The 12,886-nt window shown below is 41.8% G+C and carries 8 protein-coding genes, 2 tRNA genes and 3 rRNA genes; 9 read left to right on the forward strand and 4 right to left on the reverse strand.

Features of this window, described 5'->3' with window-relative positions:
• Nucleotides 1-2: 2 nt before the first annotated feature.
• Complete coding sequence (gene pyrE / locus PEDSA_RS01080) at nt 3-665, reverse strand: orotate phosphoribosyltransferase (RefSeq protein WP_013631303.1); 663 nt, start codon at nt 663-665, stop codon at nt 3-5.
• Here pyrE and PEDSA_RS01085 point away from each other — a divergent pair.
• Nucleotides 664-1,278 carry an NUDIX hydrolase gene (locus PEDSA_RS01085; protein ID WP_041536927.1) on the forward strand — a complete coding sequence of 205 codons (615 nt, stop codon included), beginning with the start codon at nt 664-666 and terminating at the stop codon, nt 1,276-1,278. The two genes, pyrE and PEDSA_RS01085, sit on opposite strands and share 2 nt — an antisense overlap.
• On the opposite strand, the gene coaD is transcribed toward PEDSA_RS01085, so the two are convergent.
• Genes coaD through PEDSA_RS01100 form a run of 3 tightly spaced genes read right to left on the reverse strand, consistent with a single transcriptional unit; the run spans nt 1,268 to nt 3,078 of the window.
• Nucleotides 1,268-1,741 (reverse strand): pantetheine-phosphate adenylyltransferase, encoded by a 474-nt coding sequence (coaD, locus tag PEDSA_RS01090; RefSeq protein WP_013631305.1) that lies wholly within the window; start codon nt 1,739-1,741, stop codon nt 1,268-1,270. The genes PEDSA_RS01085 and coaD overlap by 11 nt on opposite strands.
• 21 nt (nt 1,742-1,762) lie before the next feature.
• Nucleotides 1,763-2,317 carry a 16S rRNA (guanine(966)-N(2))-methyltransferase RsmD gene (rsmD, locus tag PEDSA_RS01095; RefSeq protein WP_013631306.1) on the reverse strand — a complete coding sequence of 185 codons (555 nt, stop codon included), beginning with the start codon at nt 2,315-2,317 and terminating at the stop codon, nt 1,763-1,765.
• Nucleotides 2,308-3,078, reverse strand: a complete 771-nt coding sequence (locus PEDSA_RS01100) for a DUF3822 family protein (RefSeq protein WP_013631307.1) — start codon at nt 3,076-3,078, stop codon at nt 2,308-2,310. The genes rsmD and PEDSA_RS01100 overlap by 10 nt, the downstream gene beginning before the upstream one ends.
• Before the next feature lie 131 nt (nt 3,079-3,209).
• Here PEDSA_RS01100 and PEDSA_RS01105 point away from each other — a divergent pair, with 131 nt between their 5' ends.
• From PEDSA_RS01105 to hemA, 8 genes are all read left to right on the forward strand, one after another.
• Entirely contained in the window at nt 3,210-4,601 is a 1,392-nt protein-coding gene (locus tag PEDSA_RS01105; protein ID WP_013631308.1) for an ATP-dependent DNA helicase, read from the forward strand.
• Nucleotides 4,602-4,734: 133 nt separating this feature from the next.
• Nucleotides 4,735-5,301, forward strand: coding sequence for a hypothetical protein (locus PEDSA_RS01110; RefSeq protein ID WP_013631309.1), 567 nt, complete (start codon nt 4,735-4,737; stop codon nt 5,299-5,301).
• Between the two features lie 503 nt (nt 5,302-5,804).
• Nucleotides 5,805-7,333: ribosomal RNA gene (locus tag PEDSA_RS01115) — 16S ribosomal RNA — on the forward strand.
• A gap of 116 nt (nt 7,334-7,449) precedes the next feature.
• Nucleotides 7,450-7,523 (forward strand) — tRNA-Ile (locus PEDSA_RS01120).
• 18 nt (nt 7,524-7,541) lie between these two features.
• Nucleotides 7,542-7,615: transfer RNA gene (locus tag PEDSA_RS01125), tRNA-Ala, on the forward strand.
• 133 nt (nt 7,616-7,748) lie between these two features.
• Nucleotides 7,749-10,621: ribosomal RNA gene (locus tag PEDSA_RS01130) — 23S ribosomal RNA — on the forward strand.
• Nucleotides 10,622-10,689: 68 nt separating this feature from the next.
• Nucleotides 10,690-10,801, forward strand: a 5S ribosomal RNA gene (gene rrf / locus PEDSA_RS01135).
• The 16S, 23S and 5S rRNA genes sit together here with 2 tRNA genes alongside, the layout of an rRNA operon.
• An 838-nt stretch (nt 10,802-11,639) precedes the next feature.
• Complete coding sequence (gene hemA / locus PEDSA_RS01140; protein WP_013631310.1) at nt 11,640-12,872, forward strand: glutamyl-tRNA reductase; 1,233 nt, start codon at nt 11,640-11,642, stop codon at nt 12,870-12,872.
• Nucleotides 12,873-12,886: the final 14 nt, after the last annotated feature.

The following is a 12,886-nucleotide window of genomic DNA, read 5'->3' on the forward strand; positions in this document are numbered from 1 at the left end:
GACTAAGCTTGTTTAGGTTCAAAATTTTCGCCCCATCCCGATGGATCTTTTCTCCATTGTTCTAACAAATCCAAATCAGATTTAGGGAACAGATTGTGTTCTACGGCATAAGTTAGCAAAGCATTATAGTTCGAAAGTGTAGTGAATCTACATTTTGCTTCTTTAAAGTTCTCGGTGGCGATATCAAGATTATAAGAGAAAATAGCTACTAAGCCTACAACATCGTAACCGGCTTCTTTAAGCGCGTTAACCGCCTGGATACTGCTTTTTCCGGTAGAAATTAAATCTTCAATAACCACAACTCTTTGTCCTTCGTTAATTTCTCCTTCGATTAAGCTTTGCGTTCCGTGATCTTTTGGTTTAGATCTTACATAGATAAAAGGTAAGCCCAATTCCTGTGCAACCAAAGCTCCCTGAGGGATGCCCGCTGTGGCAACTCCGGCAATTGCGCCCACAGATCCAAACTCTTCTTGAATAGCTTCTGAAAGCTTTTGTCTGATGTAAGTTCTAATAGATGGATAGGATAATGTTATCCTGTTATCACAATAAATTGGAGATTTCCAACCCGATGCCCAAGTAAAAGGATTATTAGGTTGTAATTTAATTGCTTTTATTTGCAACAAAAATTCAGCAATTTTCTGTTCAGTCTCACTTTTGTTGTACATGATGCAAAACTACAATATTTATATCAACGAAAAAGCCCTAATTATAACTTCTGTTGTTAATAATCAGGTCGAAAAAGCTCAAATCATTGATGGTCAGCATTTTGATTTGAGTAAATTTTATGATGAAATTTTAGAAAGAAAAGAAGATCACTTTTATATCCTGTCTGATAATCCTGAGGAAACTTTTAATGAATTGACGAAAACAGTCAAAATTATTGAAGCTGCAGGCGGTTTGGTGGAAAGCGCTAAAGAAACTTTTCTTTTTATAAAACGATTGGGGAAATGGGATCTCCCAAAGGGAAAACTTGAAGAAGATGAGGTAATAGAGGAAACAGCAGTAAGGGAAGTGGAAGAGGAGTGTGGGGTTGTGGTGAACAAGTTAAATCAAAAAATTACCGATACTTATCATATGTATAAGATGAAAGATCAGGTGATTTTGAAGATTACTTATTGGTATAGCATGAGTGTCGATGAGGAAACGGAATTAACTCCGCAAACTGAAGAGGATATTACAGAGGCGAGATGGTTAGGTAAAAGCGAATGGTCTATGGTGTTCGAGAATACCTATCCATCTATCCTGGAAGTATTGAAAAAATCGGGTGCTACGAATTAACTTTTAAAAATGGCATGGCGGCCGGGGGGACAAATTTCTCTACTTTTCCGCCATGTCTTAAAATATCTCTGACAATAGTTGAACTAATAGAAGAATAGCCCGGTTTGCTAAGGATAAAAATAGACTCGATTTCCGGTTCCAGCGCATGGTTCATCTGAGAAATAGCTTTTTCATATTCAAAATCAGAAACAGTTCTGATACCTCGAATCATGTATTTTGCTTTAAGCTGCTTACAAAACTCTATCGTTAGGCCTTCGTAAGTAAGCACCTCTATTTTGGGGTCTTTACCAAAAACAGCTTTGATCATTTCAAGCCTGGTTTCAGGCTCCAGATGAGGCTTTTTGTTCCCGTTAATTCCAATACCAATATAAATCTTGTCAAACAAAGACATGGATCTTTCTAAAATATCGACGTGAGCTTTGGTGATTGGATCAAAAGAACCTGGAAATAATGCTATTTTCATTCCTCTTGGTTTATTTTAATGTTAAATATTGTTTGATGAATTTTTGTTTTCGAAAAAGCTAAATGTAGAATAGCCATATTTTCTTTTTTCGACGAAGTTTGGATGACCTTCCAAATTCTGCAAACTTTGATGCTCCACTACCAAAATTCCATTTTCAGTCAGCAGATTTCGCTCAAATACCAACCTCGCGATATCAGGAATTTTCGAAATATCATAAGGTGGATCTGCAAAAATAAAATCATATTGTGCAGTTTCTGTAGATAAGAACTTGAAAACATTTCCTTTTGTTACCTTAATCTGGTTCAGATTACATTCCTTTGCCGTGTTTTTTAAATAATTTACACATCCATAGTTTAAATCAACAGATGTAATTTTAGCAGCATTTCTCGAAGCAAATTCTAAGGATATATTTCCCGTGCCACTAAATAAATCCAATACGTTCAGGCCTTCAATATCTACTTTATTCTGTATGATGTTAAATAAAGCTTCTTTAGCCATATCTGTGGTTGGCCTTACGGGTAAATTTTTGGGAGGATTAAACCGCCTTCCCTTTAGTGTTCCGCCTATTATCCGCATGATATGAGATTTAAAAGTGAAAAATAACGTTGAATATCTGCGTTATTAAACTCTTGATCAATCTTTATATTGGTTTCAGGTTTTCTTATGCTTAAAAGTGGGATAAGCGTTTTTAACCTTTGGAAAGTCAAAAAATCTTCGGAAATATCTCCACTGATATAAACTCTTTCTTTTTTTCCGTCAATTGCCTTTTGCTGAAGAATAAGTATCAGAAAATATTGTAGTTCGTTATCGCTTTTAAATTCGAATATGTTATAAAAATTCAGCGCAGAATTTTTAGTAATAAGAACTTCAGCATAAGAACCTCTTATATTTACATATACACCATTGTCCCTGGAACCTTGCCATAATGGATTAATCTGAGGGAAAAGTGCAAAATTCTGAAATAAATCATAAAGAGCTTGTTGTCTCGCTATATTTATAGTATAAACTACAAGAGCTTCACTATTTAAAGCACATGTATTAAAAGTTTCCCTTTCAGAATTAATCTCCATTAGATTTTTAAAAGAAGAGATCTCCTGTTCAAAATTGGAGGGAACGATAGAGAAAGATTTAGAAAAATAACTGATTTTAATATTTGATAAATTGAGATTCAAAAAATCAGCACTTTCTAAATTAGATGTACTGCTGCCGATAGTTTTCAAAGAGCTATTCTCATCAATTAAAGCATAGTTGTAAGAATCCTGATTGATTTCTAACAACAATTGAAGCGGTTTTGATTCATCAAAATCTGCCGATTTAATCTGTATATTTCTTTCCATTCCTTAACAAAAGTAAAATTTTTAGTTTAGAGTGTGTTTAAATTTATAGGCTATCCCAAAAAACATAAATTATTAAATGATTTTAAACAAGAATTCACTGTCATTTACTAATTTTTCCCAACTTTGAAGCTATGGCAATTTCACAGGCTTTAACCAGTGCTTTTCCACATTATCCCAATCAGGGGCAAATGGGATTGTTTCTCAAACTCGAGCAATTTATTCAAGATCGTAACCAGGATACTTGCTTCGTATTGAAAGGATATGCCGGTACCGGAAAAACGACTGTAATCAGCACCTTAGTTAAGGTTTTAAAAAAATATAAGATAAATGTAGTCTTGCTGGCACCAACCGGTCGGGCCGCTAAGGTGCTGTCATCTTATTCGGGAGAACAGGCTTCTACTATCCATCGTAGAATTTATCGAAAAAAGAGTTCGGTAAATGTGGATGCGGGTTTCTCCTTGGCGCCTAACTTAAGCAAGAATACGTTATTTCTCGTAGATGAATCTTCCATGATAAGCGATGAGCGAAATGATTTCAGTGGGAATAGCTTGTTGGACGATTTGATACTTTACGTATATAATGAACAAAACAATCGGATAATATTTATAGGCGATACCGCGCAGCTTCCACCTGTTCATGCAGAGAATAGTCCCGCACTGTCAATGGATTTTCTTAAAGGTTTTGGATTTGATATTTATAGCCAGGAGCTAACAGAAGTAGTTCGTCAGGAGAAAGAATCAGGTATATTATATAATGCAACTAAAATTCGTGATCAGATAAGAGATCAACCTACTTATAAATTTCCTAAGCTAAATACCAGTAAGTACAAGGATGTATACCGGATGAATGGAGATAAAATTATAGAAGGGCTGAATTATGCTTATGATAAATATGGATTGGAAAACGCTTTGGTTGTTTGCCGGTCTAATAAAAATGCAAATGTGTATAATCAGCATATACGAAATCAGATTCTGTGGCGCGAGGATGAAATTACGGGGGGCGATTTGATAATGGTTGTGAAAAATAATTATTATTGGATGCCGGAAGAGAAAGGCGGGTTTATAGCTAACGGTGAAATAGCCAAAATAACCAAGGTAAAGAATATTCGGGAAATGTACGGATTTCGTTTTGCAGATGCGCAGATTGAATTTCAGGATACGGAAAACTATACGCTGGAATGTAAAGTGCTGTTAGATACGCTTTATACTGATTCACCAAGTTTACCTTATGATGATCAAAAAAGACTTTATTCTGAAATACTAACGGATTATGCCGATTTACCAAGAAGAAAGCAGATAGAGGAATTAAAGAAAGATCCATACTATAACGCCCTGCAAATAAAATTTTCCTATGCAGTAACCTGTCACAAATCTCAGGGTGGACAGTGGGAGGCTGTTTTTGTTGATCAAGGTTATTTAAATGAAGAAATGCTAAATAAAGAATTACTAAGATGGCTTTATACAGCAACAACCCGGGCAACTAAGGAATTATTCTTTGTGAATTTCAACGATAAGTTTTTTTAGTAATCCACTGTACTCCAGTATGCATTCTTTTCATTCTTATTTTATATAACCAGTATCTATATTTAAAGAATCTAGGGGTCAAAAATAAAAAACAGGGTAACCTTTTCCGATTCTATATAGTAAAAAGGAGTGGATGAGGATTGTGTTTGTAGTATTTTTTATCGTATTGTACAGCTTTAAACCTGTATTGGCTCAACAGAGAGTATATCAAAATTCTTATTTATATGTAGGGCTAAATGTTAATCTCCTTTCTATAGCAACAAAAATTGATTACGCTACTTTGTTTAGTTTCAAATTAGGGTATCAGCATAAATTGAATGAGCTGTTTTCTGCGGGTCCACATGTTGAGGTTTTGTTTGCCAGGCATCCTAAAGATAGAAAAGCAAAGCCTTCTATTTATATGGGGCCATCTATAAAATTGGAAACAAGCCGGCTTTATGCTGATTATTCAACCATAAAAGATTTTCCTGATCTCACTATTTCCAATGCTTTTTTCTACTTAATGCCTGTTAAGCCGGCTGTTTTAAATTATGATTATCATAAATTATATAGGTTTTCAACAATATTTAGGACATCGCATATTGCAAATTATGAGCTATTGATGGGGCTAAACCTGGATTTTCAGGAATACGACCGCGGAATTGTAAGCGAGGATAGGGGAAGCCTGACGCTTGGAATAGGGAGCTCTTATGCCTTTTAAAAAAATAGAATGAGATAAGATTAAAAATATCCGCCTGTTCTACAGCGTATTGCGTTTACTGGTATAAAAAGGTTTTAAAAAGATTTGCGGGTTAATATAAAGTTCGTACATTTGCACTCCCAATCGCGAGGAAGGGGCATAGGAGGAAGGGGCATAGGAAACTGAGGGAATAGGCAGGAACGGCAGCAGCTTAAAGGGTTAGCAGGAGAGGGATAAAGAGAGGAAAAAGGGTTGCTAAAAAAAAATAAAAAAAAGTTCTTGCAGGAGAGAAAAAGATTCCTACCTTTGCACTCCCGAACGGGACGGAGCCACGAGGGCTACGGAAAACAAAGCGAAAAAGATTTCCCACCTGAATGGGTGGAAGATATAAAAGCCGACCAGTGACTGGAAGGCGGGAAGTTCTTTAAGATCATATCATATAGCACAGTCAACAAACGTCGGGACAGACGGAAGACAAGAAAAAAGAAATATTGACATCATGTCAGTATCGAACATAACATTTTACAATGGAGAGTTTGATCCTGGCTCAGGATGAACGCTAGCGGCAGGCCTAATACATGCAAGTCGAACGGGATTCAGTTTAAAGCTTGCTTTAGGCTGATGAGAGTGGCGAACGGGTGCGTAACGCGTATGCAACCTACCTATCACAGGGGGATAGCTCGGCGAAAGTCGGATTAACACCGCATGACATCATGATATGGCATCATATTATGATCAAATCTGAGGAGGTGATAGATGGGCATGCGTGCCATTAGCTAGTTGGCGGGGTAACGGCCCACCAAGGCGACGATGGCTAGGGGATCTGAGAGGATTGCCCCCCACACTGGTACTGAGACACGGACCAGACTCCTACGGGAGGCAGCAGTAAGGAATATTGGTCAATGGAGGGAACTCTGAACCAGCCATGCCGCGTGCAGGAAGACTGCCCTATGGGTTGTAAACTGCTTTTGTTAGGGAATAAACCTTCTTACGAGTAGGAAGCTGAATGTACCTAAAGAATAAGGATCGGCTAACTCCGTGCCAGCAGCCGCGGTAATACGGAGGATCCGAGCGTTATCCGGATTTATTGGGTTTAAAGGGAGCGTAGGCGGCTGGATAAGTCAGGGGTGAAAGACGGCAGCTCAACTGTCGCAGTGCCCTTGATACTGTTTGGCTTGAATATAGTTGAGGTAGGCGGAATGTGACAAGTAGCGGTGAAATGCATAGATATGTCACAGAACACCGATTGCGAAGGCAGCTTGCTAAGCTATAATTGACGCTGAGGCTCGAAAGCGTGGGTATCGAACAGGATTAGATACCCTGGTAGTCCACGCCCTAAACGATGATGACTCGATGTTAGCGATATACCGTTAGCGTCCAAGCGAAAGCGTTAAGTCATCCACCTGGGGAGTACGTCCGCAAGGGTGAAACTCAAAGGAATTGACGGGGGCCCGCACAAGCGGAGGAGCATGTGGTTTAATTCGATGATACGCGAGGAACCTTACCCGGGCTTGAAAGTTACTGAATGATTTAGAGATAGATCAGTCCTTCGGGACAGGAAACTAGGTGCTGCATGGCTGTCGTCAGCTCGTGCCGTGAGGTGTTGGGTTAAGTCCCGCAACGAGCGCAACCCCTATGTTTAGTTGCCAGCATTTAAGGTGGGGACTCTAAACAGACTGCCTGCGCAAGCAGTGAGGAAGGATGGGACGACGTCAAGTCATCATGGCCCTTACGTCCGGGGCTACACACGTGCTACAATGGTCGGTACAGAGGGCTGCTACCTGGCAACAGGATGCCAATCTCAAAAAGCCGATCACAGTTCGGATCGGAGCCTGCAACTCGGCTCCGTGAAGTTGGATTCGCTAGTAATCGCGTATCAGCAATGACGCGGTGAATACGTTCCCGGGCCTTGTACACACCGCCCGTCAAGCCATGGAAATTGGGGGTGCCTAAAGTCCGTAACCGCAAGGAGCGGCCTAGGGTAAAACCGATAACTGGGGCTAAGTCGTAACAAGGTAGCCGTACCGGAAGGTGCGGCTGGAATACCTCCTTTCTGGAGCTGTCCGAGACGGACGGTGCTATATGAATATATCTTAATCAAAAAAAAGAGATGAACCTTTAAAGAGATGTAGCCGGTTAGTGAAGATAACGGCAGGCTAAGGGGAATATAGTCCCGTAGCTCAGTTGGTTAGAGCACTACACTGATAATGTAGGGGTCAGCAGTTCAAATCTGCTCGGGACTACAGGGGACATCCTTAAGAGGGGAATTAGCTCAGCTGGCTAGAGCACCTGCCTTGCACGCAGGGGGTCAACGGTTCGAATCCGTTATTCTCCACGAGGAAGTAAATAGTGAAATGAAAAGAGTAGCGATACTAATAACATTTAGCTATGAACTTCAGAAAGTTCTTTGACATATTGGAAGAAGTAGAAAAAGAGAAGACAGCAGATGGCGTATGCCATCAGCAATGAAGAAAGTAAATAAGGGCACACGGAGGATGCCTAGGCTCTCAGAGGCGAAGAAGGACGTGATAAGCTGCGATAAGCTACGGGTATCGGCACATACGACTTGATCCGTAGATTTCCGAATGGGGAAACCTGACATACTGAAGGTATGTCGCACAAGCGCAAACCTGCTGAACTGAAACATCTAAGTAAGCAGAGGAAGAGAAAATAATAATGATTTCCTGAGTAGTGGCGAGCGAAAGGGAAAGAGCCCAAACCGGACCTGTTACGGCAGGTCCGGGGTTGTAGGACTGAAAAGTGGGTATATCGATGAAGCAGAACGGGATGGGAAGCCCGGCCATAGCGTGTGACAGCCACGTATGCGTAAAGGAATATACCCTATCAGTATCCTGAGTACCGCGGGGTCGGAGACGCCCTGTGGGAATCTGCCAGCACCATCTGGTAAGGCTAAATACTCCTGAGAGACCGATAGTGAACCAGTACCGTGAGGGAAAGGTGAAAAGAACCGTGAATAACGGAGTGAAATAGAACCTGAAACCGTGTGCCTACAAGCGGTCGGAGTCCCGACTTATCGGGATGACGGCGTGCCTTTTGCATAATGAGCCTACGAGTTGCTCTTCCCTGGCAAGGTTAAGTACTTCAGGTACGGAGCCGAAGCGAAAGCGAGTCTGAATAGGGCGTACAGTCAGGGGAGGCAGACGCGAAACCTTGTGATCTACCCTTGGGCAGGTTGAAGGTGCGGTAACACGTACTGGAGGACCGAACCGATAAACGTTGAAAAGTTTCCGGATGACCTGAGGGTAGGGGTGAAAGGCTAATCAAACTGGGAAATAGCTCGTACTCCCCGAAATGTTTTTAGGAACAGCGTGGTGGTTAGTTTACTAGAGGTAGAGCTACCGATTGGGTGCGGGGGAGTCAAATCCTACCAAATCCAGACGAACTCCGAATGCTAGATAAATATACACTGCAGTGAGGCGCGGGGTGCTAAGGTCACGCGCCGAGAGGGAAAGAACCCAGACCATCAGCTAAGGTCCCCAAGTGTACGCTAAGTTGAACTAACGAGGTCTGATTGCATAGACAGCTAGGATGTTGGCTTGGAAGCAGCCATTCATTTAAAGAGTGCGTAACAGCTCACTAGTCGAGCGATCGGGCATGGATAATAAACGGGCATCAAGTGTACCACCGAAGCTATGGGATTGAAATATATCGGTAGGGGAGCATTCTATGTGCGGCGAAGGTATCTGGTAATGGGTGCTGGAGCGCATGGAAAAGCAAATGTAGGCATAAGTAACGATAAGGCGGGAGAGAAACCCGCCCACCGAAAGGATAAGGTTTCCTGATCAACGCTAATCGGATCAGGGTTAGTCGGGGCCTAAGGATAACCCGAACGGGGATTCCGATGGACAACTGGTTAATATTCCAGTACTTTTGTTAGCTGCGATGGGGCGACGGAGTAGTGACACTGCCGCGAACTGACGGAATAGTTCGTTAAAGAGCGTAGGTATAGGATCTGTAGGCAAATCCGCAGGTCTTGCTGAAACTTGATAGTACCGGGCGGCTTCGGCCAACTGGATAGCGCAGGTAATCAGACTTCCAAGAAAACCCCCTAAGCTTCAGGCTAACAGAACCCGTACCGCAAACCGACACAGGTATCCGGGAAGAGAATTCTAAGGTGCTCGAGTGAATCATGGCTAAGGAACTCGGCAAAATGGCCCTGTAACTTCGGGAGAAGGGGCGCTGGAGCGATCCAGCCGCAGTGAAAAGGCCCAGGCGACTGTTTAACAAAAACACATGGCTTTGCAAAATCGCAAGATGAAGTATAAGGCCTGACACCTGCCCGGTGCTGGAAGGTTAAGAGGGGATGTCATCGTAAGAGAAGCATTGAATCGAAGCCCCAGTAAACGGCGGCCGTAACTATAACGGTCCTAAGGTAGCGAAATTCCTTGTCGGGTAAGTTCCGACCTGCACGAATGGTGTAACGATCTGGGCGCTGTCTCAGCCATGAGCTCGGTGAAATTGTGGTCCCGGTGAAGACGCCGGGTACCCGCAACGGGACGGAAAGACCCCATGAACCTTCACTATAGTTTAACATTGACATTGGGTGCATGATGTGTAGGATAGGCGGGAGATATTGAAGCGGCGTCGCCAGGCGTCGTGGAATCAACGTTGAAATACCGCCCTTTATGTATCCGGTGTCTAATCCCGAAAAATCGGGAGACATTGTTTGACGGGTAGTTTGACTGGGGTGGTCGCCTCCAAAAGGGTAACGGAGGCTTTCAAAGGTAAGCTCAGTACGCTTGGTAACCGTACGTGGAGTGCAATGGCATAAGCTTGCTTGACTGTGAGGCCTACAAGCCGAGCAGGGTCGAAAGACGGACATAGTGATCCGGTGGTTCTGCATGGAAGGGCCATCGCTCAAAGGATAAAAGGTACTCTGGGGATAACAGGCTGATCTCCCCCAAGAGCTCATATCGACGGGGAGGTTTGGCACCTCGATGTCGGCTCGTCACATCCTGGGGCTGGAGAAGGTCCCAAGGGTTGGGCTGTTCGCCCATTAAAGTGGCACGCGAGCTGGGTTCAGAACGTCGCGAGACAGTTCGGTCCCTATCTGTTGTGGGCGCGGGAAATTTGCGCGGGGCTGACCTTAGTACGAGAGGACCGGGTTGGACTGACCTCTAGTGAATCTGTTGTACCGCCAGGTGCACTGCAGAGTAGCTACGTCGGGAATAGATAAGCGCTGAAAGCATCTAAGTGCGAAACTAGCCGCAAGATAAGATTTCCATAGAGGACCCCCGAAGACTACGGGGTTGATAGGCTACAGATGTAAAGGCAGCGATGCCAAAGTCGAGTAGTACTAATTGTCCGAAAGCTTTCCATTGGGCTTGCCTAACTGTTGTTTTCTCTGTCCTGCTTCTTTCAATGATATGTCATACCGAACAAAGATATTCGGGTGCCTATATCGGCGGTGTCCACCTCTTCCCATTCCGAACAGAGCAGTTAAGCCCGCCAGAGCCGATGGTACTGCAGTAACATGTGGGAGAGTAGGTCGGTGCCTTACCTTAAAGAAGGGATCTTCAGCTATTGCGAAGGTCCCTTTTATTGTTTTTGGGCGAGGCCAGGGCGCATATCCCGCCGGGGCCCAATCACATAAACCCAACCCGTCGTAGCCTTTATGTTCACATTATTTCAGGGGGATCCCAGCTGGTTGAATGATGTATGTCAGATCCCATGTTGCTTCCTGTCCTGGGCGGTGCATAACGGAGAATGAGGAAGAATATTGGTAAGTCCAAGGCCAGGCGTACTACGGGTAGCTTTCCTGTTCCGTATAAGATAGCCCTAAAGGCAAGGGGCCTCCAGCTAGCCTTTACTCCATCATATACGCTCGAGCCCTAGATGATCTATTCTAATTATTTCCTTTGCGATAGGTTGCTTTTCGGTTCCGGGAGATCAGCATAACTCGGTAGTTCAGGGGGCATATAGCGAAAAAAGCGGAGGACGTTATTGGATAAACTCTCTTTATTAAGGAGTGATTTTAATCACAAAAAATTGAGCGCATTTAGTAAATATATTTCTTTTGATTTATTTATCGGATTTATAGTATCAAGTTTGGGGATCGAAAGTGTAGTTATATGTTTTTTGAAAACGTTTATATTGAGTTTTTATGCTTCTTTTTCTAGATTTTTTCAAATTGTGCAGACCAATTTTCAAAAAGGGATAATTAGACTGATTATATATAAGGGGATTTAGTGAGGTTAATCATTTATTTTGAATGCTACAAGCCTTATCTTTGTGAAAGCGTGACGCTCAGATGTTGATATGTTAAAGCCAAATTGACAAATGATTGACACATGATTGGCAATACAAGGCTACTTTTGTACAGTTTAAAAATTATCTAATTGAAGACCTTAAAAGTTATAGCATTTACTCATAAACACATTGAATTGGAAAAATTGGGGTGTTTAGTTTTATGTAGTGATGCTATTGATAGTGTACTTACCTCTGTTCGACATAAGTTTGGAATTCCTGAGATATTTTATCTGGGAACTTGTAATAGGGTTGAATTTGTTTTCACATCTGATCATACTCTAGATAAAGACTTTGCATTATCTTTTGTGAAAGCATTCCATAAAGAGAATGTTTTAGACGATAAGATTTTGAACTCTTTAATTGAAGACAGTAATATCTACGAAGGGGAAGAAGCCCTGAATCATTTGATGCGAGTTTCAAGTTCTTTGGAAAGCCTTGTTGTTGGTGAGAAGGAAATACTGGCTCAGGTAAGGAAAGCTTACGAGACATGTAGAGAGAGAGGATTTACCGGGGATTTTCTTCGATTGATAATGAGTAGGGTAGTAAAGACCGCAAAAGAGATCTATACCTACACCAATATTTCAAAAAATCCTATCTCTGTAGTTTCTATAGCCTATAGAAAATTAAGATCCTTAAATATTAATCCTAATAGTCGGATTTTGATTATAGGTGCGGGAGAAACAAATCAGAATATCTCTAAATATCTGAAAAAACATAAATATCACAACTTTTCTGTATTTAACAGGACGCTTAGTAAAGCCCAGGCGCTAGCAGAAGTGTTGGGAGGGAGTGCTTACGATCTGGAAGCTCTAAAAACATATAAGGAGGGGTTTGATATCATTATCACCTGTACGGGTTCTGTGGATCCTATTGTAACCAATGAGCTTTATACATCTTTATTGGCTGGGGAAGCAGGTAAAAAGGTTGTAGTTGATCTGGCTGTTCCAAATGATGTATCGCCTGAAGTAATGGAAAACAATCACCTGGATTATATTGAGGTTAAGACATTACAGGATATAGCAGATCAAAATCTTAAGGAACGCTATCAGGAACTGATAAACGGTGAAGCTATTATAGAACAGAATATCAAAGAATTCTGGCCGATTTTAAAACAAAGAAGAGTGGAGATTGCGATGAGAGAGGTTCCTGAAAAGATTAAAGAAATTCGTTCGCGAGCTCTAAACGATGTTTTCGTTAATGAGATTAATAGTTTAGATGATAATTCCCGAGAGGTTTTAGAGAAGGTAATGGCATACATGGAAAAGAAATATATTAGTGTGCCTATGGTGATCGCTAAGGATATCTTAGTAAAGCACTCTTAAGTCGAATAGCTTTT

Source organism: Pseudopedobacter saltans DSM 12145, from assembly GCF_000190735.1.
Taxonomy (GTDB): Bacteria; Bacteroidota; Bacteroidia; order Sphingobacteriales; family Sphingobacteriaceae; genus Pseudopedobacter; species Pseudopedobacter saltans.